Origin of the sequence: Paenibacillus sp. FSL L8-0708, assembly GCF_038009325.1 — a bacterium.
In the GTDB taxonomy this organism is placed as follows: domain Bacteria; phylum Bacillota; class Bacilli; order Paenibacillales; family Paenibacillaceae; genus Paenibacillus_AQ; species Paenibacillus_AQ odorifer.
Window position 1 is genome coordinate 5,272,654 of record NZ_JBBPBC010000001.1, and the last position, 16,577, is coordinate 5,289,230.

General features: G+C 43.5%; 14 protein-coding genes and 1 riboswitch. Of the genes, 5 read left to right on the top strand and 9 right to left on the bottom strand.

The annotated features are described in order from the left end of the window. Positions 1-103 precede the first annotated feature (103 nt). The 7 genes from scpB to mscL all read right to left on the bottom strand — a co-directional run bounded on the left by scpB (position 104) and on the right by mscL (position 6,232). Positions 104-706, bottom strand: coding sequence for an SMC-Scp complex subunit ScpB (scpB, locus tag NYE58_RS25185; RefSeq protein WP_036676149.1), 603 nt, complete (start codon positions 704-706; stop codon positions 104-106). Next, the gene (locus NYE58_RS25190) at positions 675-1,466 is read right to left on the bottom strand and encodes a segregation and condensation protein A (protein WP_036676147.1); all 792 of its coding nucleotides are present in this window, start codon (positions 1,464-1,466) and stop codon (positions 675-677) included. The genes scpB and NYE58_RS25190 overlap by 32 nt, the downstream gene beginning before the upstream one ends. A gap of 136 nt (positions 1,467-1,602) precedes the next feature. After that, on the bottom strand, positions 1,603-2,070 hold the full coding sequence (gene ribH, locus NYE58_RS25195; protein WP_341004295.1) for a 6,7-dimethyl-8-ribityllumazine synthase: 468 nt from the start codon (positions 2,068-2,070) through the stop codon (positions 1,603-1,605). A gap of 36 nt (positions 2,071-2,106) precedes the next feature. After that, complete coding sequence (locus NYE58_RS25200; protein WP_341003294.1) at positions 2,107-3,360, bottom strand: bifunctional 3,4-dihydroxy-2-butanone-4-phosphate synthase/GTP cyclohydrolase II; 1,254 nt, start codon at positions 3,358-3,360, stop codon at positions 2,107-2,109. Between the two features lie 62 nt (positions 3,361-3,422). After that, positions 3,423-4,091: a riboflavin synthase gene (gene ribE / locus NYE58_RS25205; RefSeq protein WP_076127451.1), complete on the bottom strand. Its 669-nt coding sequence runs from the start codon at positions 4,089-4,091 to the stop codon at positions 3,423-3,425. Between the two features lie 55 nt (positions 4,092-4,146). Then, positions 4,147-5,247: a bifunctional diaminohydroxyphosphoribosylaminopyrimidine deaminase/5-amino-6-(5-phosphoribosylamino)uracil reductase RibD gene (gene ribD, locus NYE58_RS25210; RefSeq protein WP_341003295.1), complete on the bottom strand. Its 1,101-nt coding sequence runs from the start codon at positions 5,245-5,247 to the stop codon at positions 4,147-4,149. Between the two features lie 218 nt (positions 5,248-5,465). Further along, positions 5,466-5,639, bottom strand: a riboswitch (FMN riboswitch). A gap of 188 nt (positions 5,640-5,827) precedes the next feature. After that, positions 5,828-6,232: a large-conductance mechanosensitive channel protein MscL gene (gene mscL / locus NYE58_RS25215; RefSeq protein ID WP_076219852.1), complete on the bottom strand. Its 405-nt coding sequence runs from the start codon at positions 6,230-6,232 to the stop codon at positions 5,828-5,830. Between the two features lie 405 nt (positions 6,233-6,637). Between mscL and NYE58_RS25220 the strand changes: the two genes are divergently transcribed. The 4 genes from NYE58_RS25220 (at position 6,638) to NYE58_RS25235 (ending at position 11,478) form a co-directional block, all read left to right on the top strand. Further along, positions 6,638-7,348, top strand: coding sequence for a response regulator transcription factor (locus NYE58_RS25220; protein ID WP_341003296.1), 711 nt, complete (start codon positions 6,638-6,640; stop codon positions 7,346-7,348). Next, positions 7,345-8,448: a sensor histidine kinase gene (locus NYE58_RS25225; RefSeq protein WP_076219854.1), complete on the top strand. Its 1,104-nt coding sequence runs from the start codon at positions 7,345-7,347 to the stop codon at positions 8,446-8,448. The genes NYE58_RS25220 and NYE58_RS25225 overlap by 4 nt, the downstream gene beginning before the upstream one ends. 151 nt (positions 8,449-8,599) lie before the next feature. Further along, positions 8,600-9,955, top strand: coding sequence for an MBOAT family O-acyltransferase (locus NYE58_RS25230; protein WP_341003297.1), 1,356 nt, complete (start codon positions 8,600-8,602; stop codon positions 9,953-9,955). Between the two features lie 20 nt (positions 9,956-9,975). Further along, positions 9,976-11,478, top strand: coding sequence for a stalk domain-containing protein (locus tag NYE58_RS25235; RefSeq protein ID WP_341003298.1), 1,503 nt, complete (start codon positions 9,976-9,978; stop codon positions 11,476-11,478). A gap of 86 nt (positions 11,479-11,564) precedes the next feature. On the opposite strand, the gene NYE58_RS25240 is transcribed toward NYE58_RS25235, so the two are convergent. Next, a complete protein-coding gene (locus NYE58_RS25240; RefSeq protein WP_341003299.1) occupies positions 11,565-15,032 on the bottom strand; it encodes a collagen binding domain-containing protein in 3,468 nt (1,155 codons plus the stop codon). 243 nt (positions 15,033-15,275) lie between these two features. On the opposite strand from NYE58_RS25240, the gene NYE58_RS25245 reads away from it, so the two are divergent. Next, on the top strand, positions 15,276-16,031 hold the full coding sequence (locus NYE58_RS25245; RefSeq protein WP_076127434.1) for a YwaF family protein: 756 nt from the start codon (positions 15,276-15,278) through the stop codon (positions 16,029-16,031). 54 nt (positions 16,032-16,085) lie between these two features. Here NYE58_RS25245 and NYE58_RS25250 read toward each other — a convergent pair whose 3' ends face one another. Next, positions 16,086-16,517: a peptidylprolyl isomerase gene (locus NYE58_RS25250; protein WP_036676135.1), complete on the bottom strand. Its 432-nt coding sequence runs from the start codon at positions 16,515-16,517 to the stop codon at positions 16,086-16,088. Positions 16,518-16,577: the final 60 nt, after the last annotated feature.

Sequence of the window (16,577 nt, forward strand, 5' to 3'; positions counted from 1 at the left end):
TGCATAAAAAATATGAGCTTAAATAAAAATAGGGACTGTCCCAAACCACATAAATGGTTTAAGACCAGTCCCTTCAATACAATTATTAGCGTTCTCGTACCAACTAAGGCAGCTCGACATCCTCAAAAGTCATTTGAGTATCCAGCTTATTGAACAAAAGCTGTGTCTCTTCTTCCAAATTATCCGTGGACTCAAAGTTTGTTGGTTCCGGCAGATCCTTTAGACTGGCAAGACCAAAGCTCTCCAAGAAGGATTTAGTCGTCCCGTACAAAATTGGCCGGCCTACCGCTTCCGCACGACCAACCTCATGAATCAAATCCTTGTTATTCAGCGTATGAATTGCGCGTTCCGACTTCACACCCCGGATCTCTTCAATCTCCACCCGCGTAATCGGTTGGCGATAAGCCACGATTGCGAGAGTCTCTAAGGCAGCCTGAGACAAGGTTGATCTGGATGGTGAATAGGCCAGACGCTCAAAATAGTGGGCATGATCAGGCAATGTAGCCAGCCGATAATTCCCGGCAATTTGCACTACCTGTAAGCCCCGCTCCTGTGCTACATAATCTTCTTTTAGTTCCTCTAATGCTCCGGCCGCAAGCTCTGGGCGCTGTTCCGTAATTTCAGCCACTTGGCGTACGGAGATTCCTTCATCCCCTGATAGAAACAGCAGGCCTTCAATAATCGATTTCAGCGTTTTGTAATCCATTGAAGTGTTCTCCTCCTCTCCACTCCATTACGATGTCATCAAACAATTTCTCTTGGTAGCAAAAAATCGCCTTCATTTTCATCAGTTCCAGAATCGCAAGAAAAGTAACTACGATTTCGTGCCGTGCCATTTCATCGTGAAGCAGTGCCGAGAAATGCAGCTTACCGCCTGTACCTCTGCGCTGCAGCGCATCTGATACATCACGTATACGATCTTTTACCGATATTTCATCCCGGGTGATCCGCTGGTAAGAAGACCTTCTGGCAGCCTTACTTAGCGCTTTACGAAAAGCGGCTATTAAGTCTGAGGTATGTAGTCCTTTTAGCGTTTGATCAATCTCTTCTGGCACGAATGGACCCAAATCCTCAGGCTCCTTCGTAAAAATCAAGCTCCGCTCGCTCTCCATATCCATTAAATGTACAGCAATACTCTTGAACTTACGATACTCAATCAGTCGCTGAACAAGTTCAGCTCGTGGATCAAATTCATCCTCTTCGTAATATTCAAAATCATCGATCTCAATGACCGGTGGTTTGGGCAGCAATAGCTTGCTCTTTATAGATAAAAGGGTAGCGGCCATCACGAGAAATTCACTCGTAATATCCAATTCAAGCTCCTGCATGCTACGCAGGTATTCCATATACTGTTCGGTGATCTCGGCGACCGGAATGTCCTGGATGTCGATTTCCGCCTTATCAATTAAATGCAAGAGCAGATCCAGCGGACCTTCAAACGTCTCCAGCTTGTACAATACAGTCACGAAGCATCCTCCCGCCAAAAAAAGTAAAGTGCAGCGCCCGTCTGGACGCTACACAAGTAGAAAGGGCTCTTATAATCCATGCTTTCTTCTTATACTATAAATAAGCACGAATTCGACTGATTCGTCAATAGCTGACTTACTTAAACAGTTTGTTAAGATTCGCCATTTCAATCGCAGCAGTCGCAGCATCCCAGCCTTTATTGCCTGCTTTGGTTCCTGAACGCTCGATGGCCTGTTCAATATTTTCAGTAGTGACTACGCCAAAAATGGTCGGCACGCCGGTCTTAAGATTGATAGCGGCTACTCCTTTGGCAACTTCATTACATACATAATCATAGTGTGTAGTGGAACCACGGATAACCGTTCCTAAAGTGATTACAGCGTCGTATTTGCCGCTTTCAGCCATTTTTTGCGCGATCAACGGAATTTCAAATACCCCTGGAACCCAAGCAACATCCACTTCTTCATCACCAACACCATGGCGTTTAAAGGCATCAAGTGCACCTGACAAAAGTTTGCTGGTAATAAATTCATTAAAACGTCCTACAACAACTCCGTATTTTAACCCCTCAGAAACTAAGTGTCCTTCTAAATATTTCGGCATATCCATCATCTACCCTTCGTTTTTTATAATGTATGGTTAAGCTTTCGAATCCTCATTTTGTTCAATATCGTCAAAAGACAGCATATGTCCAAGCTTCGCTTGCTTCGTGTGGAGATAATTGGTGTTGTCCTTGTTCTCCGGCATTTGTATCGGCACGCGCTCAAAGACTTCCAACCCATAACCCTCCAGCCCTTTGATCTTACGCGGGTTGTTCGTGAGCAGACGGATTTGGCGCACACCCAGATCCTTCAGAATCTGTGCTCCAATTCCATAGTCACGCAAATCTGCTGGAAAACCAAGCTTTAGATTCGCATCTACAGTGTCAAGACCTTCCTCTTGCAGCTTGTAAGCCCGAAGCTTATTGATAAGGCCAATGCCTCTGCCTTCTTGGCGCATATAGAGTAACACGCCCCTACCGGCAGTTTCGATCTGCCGCAGTGCAGCTTCAAATTGCGGGCCGCAATCACAGCGATGGGAGTGGAATACATCACCAGTCAGGCATTCGGAATGTACACGTACAAGCACTGGCTCATCGCCGGAAATATCGCCTTTTACCAAAGCTACATGCTCTTTATCATCCACTTCATTTGTATAAGCAATGGTCTGGAAATCTCCAAAATCGGTAGGAAGTCGTACAGACACTTCGCGTGTGACGAGTTGTTCTTTTTCGTTGCGATAATGAATAAGATCCTTGATACTGATCAGCTTAAGATCATGCTTGCGGGCAATTTCGATTAGATCAGGTAAGCGGGCCATTGAGCCATCTTCCTTGATAATCTCGCAAATGACACTGGCTGGATAAGCGCCACACATCCGCGCTAGATCAACAGCAGCCTCCGTATGTCCGGAGCGGCGCAGAACGCCACCTTTTTTCGCAATCAGCGGGAACATATGCCCCGGTCTGCGGAAATCAGCAGGTTTCGCTTTTGGATCGATCATGGCTTTAACGGTCAAAGATCTTTCCCCCGCAGAGATCCCAGTGGTTGTATCTTTATGGTCAACAGATACGGTAAAAGCCGTACCGTGATTATCGGTATTGTGGGTTACCATGGCTTGCAGTTCAAGTTCTGCCGCACGCTCCTGGGTAATAGGCATACAAACCAATCCACGTCCCTCAGTAATCATAAAATTGATGACCTCTGGTGTCGCACGTTCAGCAAGGGCTATAAAATCCCCTTCATTCTCACGATCTTCATCATCCACTACAATGATGACTTTACCGCGCATTAAGTCATATATTGCTTCTTCAATCGGATCCAAGACACTTTCCTTTTTCGATTGCTCGCTCATGATCCTATCCTCCTAAAAGCTTTACGAAAGATTATTCCCTTCTTCGTAAGCAAACTCTTTATTTAAACAAACCCGTTCGCCGCCAAAAAATCATGACTAATCCCGGAGCGGCTCTCGCCTTCTTCATCTTGGGCGGCTGAGCCATAATGCAATAAATGATCTACATATTTGCCAAGTACATCACACTCGATATTTACACTATCCCCAGCCCGTTTGTGCGTCAGAACTGTTTCCCCTAACGTATGCGGAATAATGGACACTGCAAGCGATGTGGCTGTAGTCTTCACTACAGTTAAACTAATGCCGTCGATCGTGATCGATCCCTTGGGGATAATATATTTAAATAGTGATTTACGATCCGGTGCAATCTCGAATACAACAGCATTCTGATCACGTTTTACACTTTTAATAATGGCAGTGCCATCAACATGTCCTTGAACAATATGCCCTCCAAAACGCCCGCCGGCTGCCATTGCTCGTTCCAGATTCATCCGGCTGCCGGGCTTCAGTTCCTTCAGGTTGCTATTCCGGTAGGTCTGCGGCATTACATCCACTGTAAAGGAATGATCTCCCAAAGTTGTCGCCGTGAGGCAAACCCCATTGACGGACACACTGTCACCGATTTTTAGATCATCCATGATGACCGAAGCGGCAATATTCAGCACCATCATTTCCCCACCGGCGGAGACACTGCGCAAAACACCAACCTCTTCAATTAATCCGGTGAACATGATATCCCTCCTAAAAAGCATTACTTCCTCAAATTCACTTCTTGCATAGCTTTTGTTAGCGTACTGGAGTGCCGCTGATACATACATTATCTCCCAGCACTTTTACTTCCAATCCTTCAAGTGAGATCGCATCCTTCATCAGCTCTACACCCGGAAATACGAAAGTTCCTTTCGCTTCTGTGCCACCGCCGACAATTTTTGGAGCGAAGAATAGAATAATACGATCCACTAGCCCGCTCTCCAGCATCGCGCCATTCAGCGTCCCCCCGCCTTCCAGTAAAATAGAGCCTATCTCCATTTCGCCAAGAGATATCATGGCCGCCTTCAGATCCACTCTTGGACCTGCTCCGCACACAACGATTTGAACGCCTGCTTCCAGCAGTGCAGCCTTTTTAGCAGGATCTGCAGCATCGGTTGTTACAATAAGTGTAGGCGCTAGACCATCACATACAACTGCCGAATTCAGAGGAATACGTAGCCCGGAATCAATGATGATCCGCGTCGGGTTAATGCCAGGCACTTCTGTTCTTGTTGTCAGAGAGGGATTATCAGCAATCACTGTATTCACACCGACCATGATGCCCTGATGCCGATGCCGCAGCGTATGTACGATCTCCCGCGCTTCCCCATTCGAAATCCATTTACTGTCACCAGATTTGGTAGCTAGATTGCCATCAAGCGTACTTGCACTCTTCAGCGTAACAAAAGGTTGTTTTGTCAAAATATATTTGATAAATCGCTCATTTAATCGAAGCGCACGATCACGCAACAAACCGACTTCGACCGCTATCCCTTGATCACGCAGCATTTGAATTCCGTGCCCTGCCACCTGAGGGTTCGGGTCTTCACAAGCAACTACAACCCTAGCTACCCCTTCATCGATCAGCCTTTGGCTGCAAGGTGGAGTTTTTCCATAATGGCTGCACGGTTCTAGTGTGACATATGCCGTACTGCCCTGTGCCTGCCCAGCTGCCATATTCAAAGCGTGCACCTCGGCATGCCCCGTACCTCGCTGTAAATGAGTTCCGAGTCCAATCATTGCTCCATTCTTCACCACAACGCAGCCAACAACAGGGTTAATTCCCGTCTGTCCTTGGGCACGTTCGGCCATGTCCAGTGCTAGCGACATATAAAACTCATCATTCATGTTGTCCATCTCTTCCTCCTATCCACTGCTGTCAATTCTTTAGCTTAAAAAACAGAAAAACCCATCTCATTCTCCAGGAGGAGTTCAAGATGGGTTATGCGAGAGTTCATCGGCAGTCCAAATAAAAGTGTGCTTAAATAGCCGTCAATCGACGGGTATTGTGAAATATCGCACATGATTATATGAAAACACTGCGATCCGCCAGTCCATTGCAGACAAGCGGTCAACCTCTCCTTCTTCCATCCAGACTATACTGTCGGTCCCGGAATTTCACCAGGTCCACCGTTCGCGTCAACAACGCGAGCCGGGTAGCGGACTGAGCACTGTAGATAAACTGAATACGTTATTTCTACAACAGCATCACCGCCGGTAGGGAATTACACCCTGCCCTGAAGGATTGATCCTTTATTTAATTGAGGTTCAAGTTTTCCTTACTAACAAAATTATCACTTACACCAGCGAAATGCAAGTGCGTTTATTATATTTACTTAAAATTTGTAACTAGATTTTAGATTGTACTGAGTTTATAAAAGGAAACCAAGAAGCGCCAGGACAATGGCTCCTGGCGCTTCTTGGTTATTTTTCATGATTACAAACCACGTTCTTGTTGTTTCAAAAGATCACGAATTTCTGTAAGCAGCACGATATCCTCTGCAGGTGCTGGAGTCTCCACCACTTCAACTTTAACGGCTTCTTTGCGTTGGAATTTATTAGCCAGCTTAATCACCATAAAGATAGAGAATGAAATAATAAAGAAATCAACTACAGATTGTAAAAATTGCCCATAAGGGATAATTAGTTTATTCTGCATAACCATGACACTTAGAGCCCGATCCTTCAAATCTATACCACCCGTTAGCAAGCCTGCAATTGGAGTAATAATATCAGATACCAATGATGTCACAATCTTCCCGAATGCAGCTCCGATTACTACAGCAACCGCTAAATCAAGAACATTCCCTTTCAAGGCAAAATCTTTAAATTCTTTCCACATATTCCAAATAACCCCCAACATATATAATTTGAAATTATTATAGCATAGTAGCTTCCTAATTCTTAAGACTTGTTAAGAAACTATTAAGTTTCCCTTTACTTTTACCTGCCACCGCTGTTAAGAAGTTTTCTGTAAAATAAGGTTTAAGAATTTTTCTTCTTACATGATAGAGGCAGGGCTGAGAATGTATTACATGGATTGAGGCACAGGGATCAGAGCAAGCTAAAAGAAAAAACAACTTGGCATAATGCTGTGGGGGATTTGGTCTTTTATTCCACTAATTTATTAGCTGCTATACAGTTCCTTTGCCTTCACTGGTCTTCAAATGAGGCTTCCAAACAAGAAAATGTTGTATACTTCTTATAGCAAGAATTGCGCTTTACAAGCAAGAAAGGACGCTGAGAAATGCACAACGCAACGCTGCTATTGGTGGACGACGAAGCCGAGATTATTAAACTAATGCAGATCTATCTGCAGAACGAGGGTTACCGGCTGTTAACTGCCAAAGACGGGCTGGAAGCACTCGAAATTATCAATAGAGAGACTATAGACCTCATGGTTCTTGATATCATGATGCCTAATATGGACGGCATTGAGGCTTGTATTAAAATTCGAGAAACGCAAAAATTTCCGATCATCATGTTATCTGCTAAAGGGCAGGAACTTGATAAAATCACCGGACTTAGCGTAGGTGCAGATGATTATGTTACGAAACCTTTTAGTCCGCTGGAGTTAGTTGCCCGTGTTAAATCCCAGCTGCGCAGAACTCGAAATTACATGGCAGATCTAAACGCCAAACAGGATGAAATCATCATTGATGGCCTGGTTATTAATTCGGTTACGCATGAACTAAGTGTGGATGATCACCCAGTTAAGCTTACCCCGCGAGAATTTGCGATTCTAGAGCTGCTCGCCCGTAATAAGGGACAAGTTCTAAGCATGGAGCAGATCTACGCCAAAGTATGGAAAGAACAATTCCTGGAAAGCAACAATACACTCATGGTGCATATTCGTAAAATCAGAGAAAAAATAGAAGAAAATCCGCGTAAACCACAATACTTAAAAACGGTATGGGGCGTTGGCTACAAACTGGAAAAGGGAGGTCCTTCTAGTTGAACTTTAAACGATTCGATACCCTATCCTGGAAAATAGTTGGCTTCAGCTTAACGAGCCTAGCACTCACCGCTTTAATCTTAATGGGCGGCTATTATGGCACTTCACTATTGCTGTGGTTAAATCCTTCACGCTCCTTTTGGGGAGTCAGACTCATTCTCTGGGTGATCAATACCATTGGATCGACGCCAGTTGTGATTCTTATAGGGATTCCTTTATTTATTTTTTTCATCCTAAAACTGTCCAGAAATACAACTAAGAATCTTCATAACATTACGAGCGGAGTTCAGGCCATTGCGGATGGCAATTTATCTTTCACGGTGCCGGTAACAGGTACGGATGAACTCGGAAAGCTCGCAGAAAATATGAACACTATGGCTGGCAAGCTAAAATCTGCTATAGAGGAAGAACGAGCCGCTGCAAAAGCCAAAAACGACCTAATCACAGGTGTGTCTCATGACCTCCGAACCCCACTAACCTCTGTTCTCGGATTCCTTGAATATGTGGAGAAGGATCGTTATAAAAATGAGGTTGAACTGCGTTATTATGTGAATATTGCCTATGAGAAATCTCTGACTCTTAAAAAGCTAATCGACGATTTATTTGAATACACTCGCGTCAGCAGCAGCGGATTACCGCTAAATATTGAGCCAGTAGATCTCGGCAAGCTGCTCGAACAGCTGATTGAGGAATTTGCACCCGTACTGGAACAAGCAGATATGAGCTACCGCATTCATACGGATACTGCTCCTCTGATTATCAACGGAGATGCGGACGAGCTGGTGCGATTGTATGAGAACCTATTTACCAATGCCGTAAGATACGGTAAGGAAGGAAAAATTCTAGACATTTCTGTTGTTAGAAAAGACGATAGAATAGTTGCTCTGTGTACGAATTACGGTACTCCTATCCCTGCATCCGACCTCCCCCACTTATTTAAACGCTTTTATCGTGTCGATAAATCCCGTTCCCGAGAGACAGGCGGAAGTGGCTTAGGGCTCGCCATAGCCAAGAGTATTGCAGAGCTTCACGGCGGAACCATTACAGCCAAAAGTACACGCAAACAAACTGAATTTGAAACCTCTTTCCCTGTGAGCGAATGATGCTTGCGGGGATTTTTTGTACAATCTCAACCATTAAGAAAATGATAAGAATTCATAACATAAAGCCTTAAGATCTCTGGCTTATAGTGATTTCATACTAAATCTGCTATAAGTGAGGATTGTTGTTATGCTATTTAATTCGTATCCCTTTATGTTTGGTTTTCTGCCTATCGTGCTGGCCGGATATTTTATTCTGAATCGTCTTCGTCTCACACTCTGTGCTAAGGTATGGCTTACCCTCGCCTCTTTAGTTTTTTACGGGTATTGGAACATAAAATATGTTCCTCTAATCTTGTTATCCATCTTTTTTAACTATGTTATGGGCCATTTCATTCATACCACAACAGCTAAGCGTCGCCGGCCGCTGCTAATCTTTAGCTTAAGCACAAATATTCTATTACTCGGCTATTACAAATACACGGATTTTTTTATAGAAAATTGGAATGAGGTAACCGCAAGCAACCTTTCTCTGCACCATCTTATATTGCCTTTAGGCATAAGTTTCTTTACCTTTACACAAATCGCCTACCTTGTTGATGTTTACCGGAACCAAGCGCGTGAGTACAATCTTTTGAATTACACGCTATTTGTGACTTTTTTCCCGCATCTGATCTCCGGTCCCATCCTTCATCACAAGGATATGATGCCCCAATTCGATAAACTGCGAAATAAGGTTTGGAATTGGAACAACATACGGAAGGGGACCCTCTTCTTCAGCATCGGATTAGGAAAAAAAGTCATCCTAGCGGATACCCTAGCTGGTTATGCTGATAACGGTTTTGCAGCTGCAACATATTTTGTAGATTCATGGGTGGCTATCCTTTCCTATACCTTACAAATCTACTATGATTTCAGCGGCTATACCGATATGGCGATTGGAATAGCACTGCTGTTTAACATCCATCTGCCGCAAAATTTCAATGAACCCTACCGAGCCATAAGCATCCGCGATTTCTGGAGACGCTGGCATATTACGCTCAGCCATTTTCTTAGAGATTATATCTACATTCCACTTGGCGGCAACCGGAAAGGCTTCTGGATTTCGATCCGAAATGTCATTATTACTTTTCTGATCGGTGGTTTCTGGCACGGTGCAGGTTGGCTATTCATCCTGTGGGGGCTCTTGCATGGAGTAGGACAAGCTGTAGAGAAATGTTGGGGACGCTGGGGCTTCTCCCTTCCCAAATGGTTATCATGGTTGCTGACTTTCATATTTGTGAACATCACATGGGTATTTTTCCGTGCAGAACATATATCGCAGGCATTTCGTTTGTTGAAAGGGATGAGTGGGCTTAACGGGGTATCTTTGCAATCTATTGAATCGCTTAAATGGGCAATCATCCTGATTCTCATCTTAATGACGATCATTCTCTGGAATCCCCTTCATCTGTTGAACAAACGTAATTTTCAGTATAGCTGGAAAACAGCATTTGTGATGGCATTTATCATTATGTTCTCGCTGTTATTCTTCAACCGAATTACAACCTTTTTATACTTTAACTTCTAGAACTGTAAGGAGGAATGATGATGCTTACATCACGGCTTCAAAATAATAACAACCCACGTAAATCCCCCGGGATTCATACTAAATCGAAACGTTTCATAGGTTATTTCCTGCTTTGTTTCAGCTTGTTAGCGCTTCTAACGGCGCTGATTACTGCTTTTATCGACCCATTACAATTCTATCACCGTCCATCGTGGTATACCCCACTCTTGTCAGAAGAAGAACGTTATCAGAATCCAGGTTTAGCTAAAAATTACGACTACGACAATATTATCATCGGCACGTCTATGACAGAGAACTTTCTTCCCTCTCAAGTAGATGCCAGCTTAGGTGGGACAACCTTAAAGTTATCTATGGAAGGATCCACGGTCGATGAGCATTATAAAATTGCCAAACTCGCATTGGAGACAGGCAAAGTAAAACAAGTCCTCTGGGGTTTGGATTATTTCTCTTTGAAACTCGCCACAGCCGAAGATGAGGAAGATTTCCCTGACTATCTGTATGACGGTAAACTGTGGAGCGACTACAAATACTGGTTCAATTCATCTGTATATAAACAATTTTTAAGCAGCATCAAAAATAACCAGAGTGGTGAAGCTAAACAGGATTTGGAATATTTATACAACTGGAATAACAAAGTAGTGTTTGGCAAGCAATACGTTGCAGAATCTTACCTAATGGCTTGTGACAAGGAGCTGGATTACGGTACTAACGAGGAAAGCATTGAGCAAGTAAAGGGCTATTTTAATACGTATATCCGTCCTCTGCTGGAGGAATATCCCGATGTCCAGTTTTATTTCTACTACCCGCCCTACAGCGTTATGCGTCAGGTCGCTTGGTCTGCCAGTAATCCCGTTCGCTTTAACAATCAGCTTGTCATGCGGCAATGGATATTCGAGCAATTTGAACAGTTACCAAATGTGAAGCTATACGATTTCCAAGCCGAAGCGGATTGGACATTCAATCTAGACCTCTATAAGGATTTAAGCCATCATAATGGTGAGGTTAACACGTGGATAGCAGAAGCTATCGGACAGGACAATTCCAAATATCGGGTAACTTCCAGCAACATAAAGGCGCTTAATAGCTCGCTGGAATCACAGGCGGAAAGCGCCGTTATGGATAATAACGGAAAAGTTTATCGCAGCAGTGTACAAGTAAATGGATTACCACTAGCACTTAACATCCGTTTAGTGCAAGGAAATAAAGAATTATGTCTGCCCGCCAAAGATATCGGGACAGCCCTGGGTGCATCCATAACGTGGGATGCGGCCACTAAAACTGTATCGCTTACTTCCGCCGAGAACACCGTTACTATGACTGTGGGCAGTATCAAAGCACTCGTGAACGGGAAAGCTCTCACCATTGATGCTGCGCCTCTACTGGCAGGAGGAAAAGTTTTAGTCCCGCTAGCCTTTGTTGCGGAACAGCTCGGCTGGAATGTCTCAAGTGAAAAGGAAGGCGAATGGCTACGGTATAACCTAAGCACCTCAGATAACGCCGGTACACTTAAGAATCAGCCATAAAATTTTCAAAAAAAAGCATAAAAGCACCCGGCATTTATCATGCTGGGTGCTTTTGCATAAAAATCTTAAATCACACTAATCTCCGATCACTCTGTCTTACCTCTACGTCTAAATACTCGGTTCATAACAAATCCTATGATTATCAACCCTATTCCCGACAGATACAGAGGCAAAGGACTGTTCTCACCTGTCTTCGGCAGCTGAGGAGCACCCGAAGTGCTATTGTTCACCGTACCTTTTGGTACTTCTTCATCGTCGATATCAACTTCTCCTAATGGAATTTCTTCTTCGGTAATCTCTTGCTCAGGAGTTCCCTCATCGGTTGATGTCACGGATCCTAGATCGGCCGCATTTCCAGGACCAGCAGGAACAGCTGGATCATTAATAATTACTTCGGGTACGGGCGAGCTTGTAGACGTGGGTACCACCGAACCTCCAGATGTGCTGCTTGTAGGGATTGGTGTAGGTGCAGCAGTCACTTCTGGTGATGGAGAAACCGTCGGTGCTGGCGTTGTTGATGGTGCAGGTGTTACGGTTGGTTCTGGTGTTGTTGTTGGAGCACCGGTTGGTTCTGGCGTTACCGTAGGCGTGGGCTCCACTGCTTTTTGATTCGTAATCACCAGTTGAACCGCTGACGAGGAACGAATCTCCACTGGATGCTCGGATGTATCGAGCACGTAACCATTTGGAGCTGCTGTCTCCACCAATACATAGCTACCCAGCCATATTTTATTAAATGTAGTTGTACCCTCTGCATCTGTAGTTAGACTGTTAATCAGTACACGTTCCGTGCCATTTAGTCGATACAATGCAAAAGTCGCATCACCAAGCGCCTTTAAGTTATCTTCAGCATCTAGCTTCTTAATATTGAGAGTGCCTCTTCCCCCGCTGCCTGTGCCAGAACCGCTGGAGACCCCGACAATAATTTCTTTAGACGTTTCTTTACTTATTTCACTGCCGTTAAAACCACTGAAATGTACAGTATTTATTACTTTGTCTCCAGTGTTAGCCACAATCAGGGATTGATATTCGAGAATGTAAGCCCTGCTGATTTCATAGGCAAAGCTTAACTCAAAGGATTGTTTTCCATCGGCATCCGTTGTGATAACAACGCTATAATCAATACCCTGAATCAGTTCAGGACCGCTTTTCGTGATATCTCCGTTCACAGCTACAGCCGTAGGATACAGATGGAATGAATTCTGCAGCAAAATTTGATTAGCACTAGGAGTATCTTTGATTAATGCATCCTTTATTGTGGACTGCCCCCGGTTAATTTGCAGGCTCCAGTCAATTTTATCCCCGTTTTGTGTACCGTCCTTCAGCACATAATCCTCTCCAAAAGGAATTTTTACGGAGGCGGTCAAATCTTTGGAAACCACTTTTGCTCCATCATAGAGATTAGCTTTATTATCAACAGTAGTGCCTATTATTTGCCCTTCAAGACTTGTATTAAATTCAATGTAGAAAGCGGAGTTAATCTTGTCTGTAAAAATAACTTTTAATTCATTATCGCTATTTACGCTATAGCTATATTTATTAGGATTCACTTCTGTACCCTTGGTAGGGTCACCATTCTTTGCAATATTCATAGTGTAAACTTTTAGTGAACCAGGAACCAAGGTCTGGCCTGATTTTAAAATATCAACAAGCGCCGGAGCTTCGAGGGTTTTGCCGTTATAATTGGCGCCTATCGTCCAAATAATTTTTTTAGTTGAAGCATCGTAGGCTCCCCCTTTAAATCCATTGCTTTTCGCCTCAGGTCTAGGAATGAATAACCCTTCTGCTTCTATCGTGCGTAAGGCTTCAGTACTGTCCATCCAGTCTAACCGAACTTTGTTATTGAAATTTTCAGTTTTAGCCCAAATCCATTCCTTGTTAAATTCTGTAGAATAGCTAATCGTATAAAGACCAGATACCGGTGAATTAAACACTACCTTGAAGCCTTTATTAGGCTCGACAGGTGAGTTGTACACTAGATCATAGTTATTTGGATTTAAAACATTCCCATTCAGATTTCTAATCACCAGTGATTCTGGAATAAACTTTAGACCGCCAAATGGGAAGGATTCGGTAACTGTAACATGGCTCATCGGGTAATTATCACTATTCAATGTGACCTTCCAACCCAATGTTTTATTCTGATAATCTACGGTTGATAAAGTCTTATAAAGAATGGAAGACCGGATTAATCGGGTAGCCTGATCACTATACGTACTATCAGATACTGTATTAGTTATGGTGGCATCCTCAAACACGCGTTTTATCGCTTTTGTCTTATATTCGATTCGATATGGTGAAGTAACATCGTGTGCAAATTGCAATACAAATCCAGACTTATGAACGTCTGACGTGGAAACAACCGTGTAGTCAACATCCTTTGTCAAAACCTTGCCTAACGTTGCACCACCGGAAGAATCCAGCTGCACAGCATATACTTTTAGCGAATCGGCTACCAGTTCTTGAGAATCATCGAACAAATCTGTTAACACAGCGTTTCCTTGCGGGATGTTCTTTTCATTGTAGTTATATTCAATTGCCCAGGAAATGATCTGCTTGCCCCCATCATAGCTTGTGGAATACTTTTTCAAGCTTCCTCCACGTTCTACATTTACTGTGGCAGTCGAGCTGGCAGGCTCTTGCCCATTTCCTGAAAAAGTTGCAGTATTGGTGAAGCTTAGCTGATGGTCATTAGTAATCCCTGTGGAATACACAATACGGTAAGCCTCTTTAATCACAGGCTCCGTAAAACGGACAATCAGTGTCCCTCCGGAGAGCTCTGCAGAGTATTTGCTTGTGTCGAGCAATGCTCCTTCCGTTACTGAACCATCCAATTGAATGCTCAGTTGATACACGCTCACTGTGACTGGAGTATTTAATGATAAGCCTGAAGGGATGGGGTCACTCACAATGGCATTCCCCACGGCTTCCAAAGACTTATTGACATCAACAGTCCATAATATTTGGTTCGCATTGAAACCTTCGGCAATACCTCTCTTCTCTATAGTCGATCCAACACTGGGTTTAAAATTTACTGTCACTGTCTGAATACCGCCGCTCACGGGAAATAAAATATTCTGTATAGTACTGCCCGAGATTTGCTGTTTATCGAATTTAGTATTTAACCGCAGCGTTCCCTGCACGTCATCATGCGTTTCTATGTAGTCATTAAAAGTCATTATCACTTCATGTGAAATTTGCCTGACTTCAAAGCTCCCTACATCTCCATCCTCAGAGACCAACGGTCCGTTAAAATCATTAAATAACTGGAACTGTTCTGGAAGCTGAAAAGTAAAAGTGTCACCTTGCTTGTAATTATGATTTTTAGGAAGAGACCAATTATAATCCAAGGTAACATTAGCATCTCGTTCGTATACGCTGTTCGTGACCGTGATTCCATCTGGCCCGTAAACAGCCATTGAAACACTGGTGATGATATTTCTTTCGTCATCAATCGCAGCCGCTTTTACTTGCGGAGCAAATCCGATGCCATAGGCATATTGAGCCACAAGCATCAAAATAATGACCATTACACTTATTTTTTTCTTAAACATGTTCCTGTTGCCTCCATTTTCTTGTTCTAATTGTTTTCCACCCCTGCATGTTCAAAAGCTTCATATGTAATTCCGCGCCCTACGCCCCATCTTATGTTAATATAATGAAAAGTCTTCCTTATGTGGTGGAGTTGACAGAACATATACATATATACCCATTTTATGGATATCTAGAATCAAGATTATTAAAATTCTCAAACTTTATTTTTGATGGATGTTTTCACGTTCAAAGGAGGTTCGTCTATGCAGCTTTCATCTTTTTTTGATCGCCAGCACGCGGAGGATTTCATCATGTTCTCATCTTCGCATTGGGTTGCGCTGTCTATCATTACGTTAAGTTGTCTACTGCTCTATGGCTTACGGTTTGAAATTCGTACAGATTCAAGACTTCGGCAAAGCGTGCGTTTGCTGCTAATCATTCTACTTGTAGTCTCAGAAGCCGGGCTGCAAATGTGGTACATCTCTCAGAACATCTGGCGCTCCAGCTCCTCATTACCGTTCGAGCTCTGTGGAATCACTCTACTGCTGTCTATTATCATGTTAATTTCACGCAGTCGAACCCTTTATTCCTTTCTCTACTTTGCCGGGATCGGCGGAGCATTTATTGCGTTGCTCACCCCTAACCTAGTTTATCCGTTCCCTCATTTCCGCTTTCTCCTGTTTTTTATAGCTCACGGTTCTATTATTCTGGCGTCTCTTTACATGACCTGGATTGAGGGCTACAAGCCGACTTGGAGATCTTTACTCATCACCATGCTCGGCCTCAATATTGTGGCTGCCTGCATCTGGACTGCTAATTACTTCCTAGGCTCAAACTACATGTTCCTATCCCAGAAACCTAGTACCTATTCCGTATTGGATTATTTTGGACCTTATCCTTATTACCTGCTTGTTGAAGAGCTGTTTGCCTTCACTGTGTTTCTAGCTATGTATTTGATATTCTTCTGGCTGCCAGAGCGGCGCAATTCACGGCGTAGACAGGTTAGGCGGATTCTTTAACAACACAAAAAAGCCAGCCCCGATATTCGGAGACTGGCTTTTAACTATTAAATCTTAAGCTTCGATGATTTCTACCGAAGTCATTTTGTCGCGTCCTTTGAAAGCATCAACAAGATCCATGCCTTCTACTACTTTACCAAACACAGTGTGTACTCCATCCAAGTGTGGTTGTGGAGCGTAGCAGATGTAGAACTGGCTTCCGCCTGTGTTCTTACCTGCATGTGCCATTGCAAGTGTTCCGCGTTCATGTTTGTTTGGGTTAATTTCGCAGTTGATTGTGTAACCTGGGCCGCCAGAGCCAGTTCCGTTAGGACATCCGCCTTGAGCAACGAAACCAGGGATAACACGGTGGAATGTCAATCCGTTGTAGAAACCTTCTTTTGCCAGCTTTTCAAAGTTGGCTACAGTGTTAGGTGCATCTTGATCGAACAAGTCCAGCAGCACTACGCCGCCATTTTCTAGAGTGATTTTCGCTTGCTTTGCCATATGTAAATGACCCCTTTCAAAATTAACAAATTTAGAATACCTCAATTATATTACTATGAA

Excerpts from the sequence above, each read along its gene's own strand:
- scpB (WP_036676149.1), bottom strand. The coding sequence starts at position 706 with ATGGATTACAAAACGCTGAAATCGATTATTGAAGGCCTGCTGTTTCTA.
- ribH (WP_341004295.1), bottom strand. The coding sequence starts at position 2,070 with ATGCCGAAATATTTAGAAGGACACTTAGTTTCTGAGGGGTTAAAATAC.
- NYE58_RS25200 (WP_341003294.1), bottom strand. The coding sequence starts at position 3,360 with ATGAGCGAGCAATCGAAAAAGGAAAGTGTCTTGGATCCGATTGAAGAA.
- ribE (WP_076127451.1), bottom strand. The coding sequence starts at position 4,091 with ATGTTCACCGGATTAATTGAAGAGGTTGGTGTTTTGCGCAGTGTCTCC.
- ribD (WP_341003295.1), bottom strand. The coding sequence starts at position 5,247 with ATGGACAACATGAATGATGAGTTTTATATGTCGCTAGCACTGGACATG.
- mscL (WP_076219852.1), bottom strand. The coding sequence starts at position 6,232 with ATGTGGAAAGAATTTAAAGATTTTGCCTTGAAAGGGAATGTTCTTGAT.
- NYE58_RS25220 (WP_341003296.1), top strand. The coding sequence starts at position 6,638 with ATGCACAACGCAACGCTGCTATTGGTGGACGACGAAGCCGAGATTATT.
- NYE58_RS25230 (WP_341003297.1), top strand. The coding sequence starts at position 8,600 with ATGTTTGGTTTTCTGCCTATCGTGCTGGCCGGATATTTTATTCTGAAT.
- NYE58_RS25235 (WP_341003298.1), top strand. The coding sequence starts at position 9,976 with ATGCTTACATCACGGCTTCAAAATAATAACAACCCACGTAAATCCCCC.
- NYE58_RS25240 (WP_341003299.1), bottom strand. The coding sequence starts at position 15,032 with ATGTTTAAGAAAAAAATAAGTGTAATGGTCATTATTTTGATGCTTGTG.
- NYE58_RS25245 (WP_076127434.1), top strand. The coding sequence starts at position 15,276 with ATGCAGCTTTCATCTTTTTTTGATCGCCAGCACGCGGAGGATTTCATC.
- NYE58_RS25250 (WP_036676135.1), bottom strand. The coding sequence starts at position 16,517 with ATGGCAAAGCAAGCGAAAATCACTCTAGAAAATGGCGGCGTAGTGCTG.